Raw genomic sequence first — 2516 nt, forward strand, 5'->3', positions numbered from 1 at the left:
GCATCGGCGCCGTAGCCGAGCGCGGTCGACAGGAAGCCCGTCGCCTCGCTGTAGCTGCCGGTCGCCGTCGCCCCGTCGCCCGAGGCAATCGCGCGGAAGCCGCTGGCCAGCGCCTGCTGGCCGGACGCGTTCGCTTCGGCGCCCACGGCCGTCGCATACGGGCCGGAGGCCTGGGCCGAGGTGCCCAGCGCCGAAGCGCCGAGCGCCGACGCATTGGCCGCCTGGCCGACGGCGGTGCTCGATTCGCCCGTGGCCTCGCTGTACGCACCCAGTGCAACGGCGTTGTCCGCATACGCGGTCGCGTTGAAGCCCACCGCGGTCGCGTCCTGCCCGAACACCTGCGCGCCGCTCCCGTAGGCCGATGCGCCCTGGCCGACCGCGCTGGCCGATTCGCCCGCCGCCGTGGCGTAGTCGCCTTCGACGTAGGCGGCATTGTCGCTGTCGGCACTGCCGGACGCGGCGAAGTAGCGGTTGTACTGCGTCGCCTGCTCCAGCTGGCCGAGATTCACCGCATCCGTGGCTTCGGTGCCGGCAGCGACGTGGGTGATCTGGCGCTCGTTGTCCGTGCGGCCCACCGACACGCTGTCGTCGCGATCGGCCAGCGAGCCCTGGCCCAGGGCCACGCTGCCGGCGCCCGAGGCGACGGCATCCGAACCCAGCGCCAGCGAGTCGTCACCCGATGCGGTGGAGAAATTGCCGACCGCGGTGCTGTTGAAGCCGCTGGCCCAGGCTGCGCCGCCGACGGCGGTCGAGTAATCGCCCGAGGCCTCGGTCGGGAACAGATTGAAGAAGCCGGCACCGCCGCCCACCGCGACGCTGTTGATGCCCGAGGCCACGGAGTACGAGCCGATCGCAGTCGAATCCACGCCGCTCGCCGCCGAGGCATAGCCCATCGCCGTCGACGCATCACCGGCGGCGGTCGCCACGGCACCGAACGCCGAGGACACCTCGCCGGACGCGGTGGCCCCCACGCCGAAGGCCGACCCGGCGAAGCCGGACGCATCGGCACTGGCGCCCACCGCCGTGCCTGCGACGCCGGCACTGGTGGCCGCGGTCTCCACGGGCACGCCCCCGAGGGTCAGCAGGGGATTGCCGTTCTCGTCGACCGCATTGCCGCCGATCGCGACGCTCGCCGCACCCTCGGCCTGCGCACCGGCGCCGAAGGCCGCGCTGTTCTGGCCGAAGGCCACCGCGTTGAAACCGACCGCGGTCGCGTTCTGGCTCTGTGCCAGCGCGCCGCTGCCCACGGCGGTGGCGCCCTGCGCGAACGCGCTGCTGCTCGCGCCCAGCGCGGTGCTGTAGGCGCCTTCGGCGTAGGCGTCGGAGCCCGCGGCCGTCGCGTCGTCGCCGACCGCGTAGGCCTCGCCGTCGCCACTGGCGCGGAAATAACGGTTGCTGGCCGTGGCCTCTTCCAGCTGGCCGAGATTCACCGCGTCGGTGGCTTCGGTGCCGGCGGCGACATGGGTGATCTGGCGCTCGTTGCCCGCGCTGCCCACCGACACGCTGTCGGCGCGATCGGCGATCGAATCCGCGCCCAGCGCCACGCTGTTGGCGGCGACGGCTTCGGCGAAGTTGCCGACGGCCGTGCTGTTGAAGCCGCCCGCCCAGGCCGCGCCGCCGATCGCCGTCGAGAAGTCGCCCGAGGCCTCGGTGACGTAGAGCCCGCCGAGCGATCCGCCGACCGCCACGCTGTTGAGGCCGGTCGCGGTCGCCGCCTGGCCGACCGCGGTGCTGTAGCCCCCCGTGGCCGTGGCATCGGCGCCCAGCGCCACGCTGCTCGTGCCCGATGCGGTGCTCGCATTGCCGTAGGCCGAGCTGTTGAGGCCGGAGGCCGAGGCGTTGCCGCCGGCGGCGGTCGCGAAATCACCCGAGGCGTCGGCACGGAAACCGAACGCGGCGGCTTCGTCGCCGCTGGCCACGCTCTCGGCGCCCACCGCCGTCGACACGTCCCCGCTCGCCTCGGCGAAGAAGCCCACCGCCGTGGCCTCGACGCCGCTGGCCTCGGCCAGTGCACCGCTGGCGAGCGCCCCGTCGCCACTGGCCACTGCCGCCGCGCCGGTCGCGGTCGAGAGTTCGCCGCTGGCCAGGCTCTCCGCGCCCAGCGCCACGCCGTACTCGCCGCTGGCGTCGGCCAGCGCGCCGACGGCGACGGCATTGGCCGCCGACGCCACCGAGTTGAATCCCAGCGCGGTTGCGTTCGTATCGAGCGCGAACGCCCCGCTGCCGAATGCCGAGGCGCCGGTATCGAGCGCTTGCGCGGTCGAGCCGACGGCGGTGCTGTAGTCGCCGTCCGCCGCCGCGTCCGAGCCTGCCGCCAGTGCGTCCTCGCCGCTCACCGCCGCCTCGCCCTCACCGCTGGCCCGGAAATAGCGGCTGGTCTCTTCTGCGAGGTCCGCCACGGCTTCGAGCTGGGCCACGTTGACCGCGTCGGTGGCGTTGATGCCGGCGGCGAGATTGGTGATCCGGCGCGTCGCCGGATAGCCGCCCGTGCCGGTGCCGTTGCCGATCGACACCAC

General features: G+C 73.8%; 1 pseudogene. It reads right to left on the reverse strand.

Annotated features, from left to right (window positions below):
- Nucleotides 1–2516, reverse strand: a pseudogene (locus PQS31_RS16990) (cell surface protein); the annotation flags it as partial.

This window comes from Luteimonas sp. BLCC-B24, assembly GCF_028550595.1.
GTDB lineage: Bacteria > Pseudomonadota > Gammaproteobacteria > Xanthomonadales > Xanthomonadaceae > Luteimonas.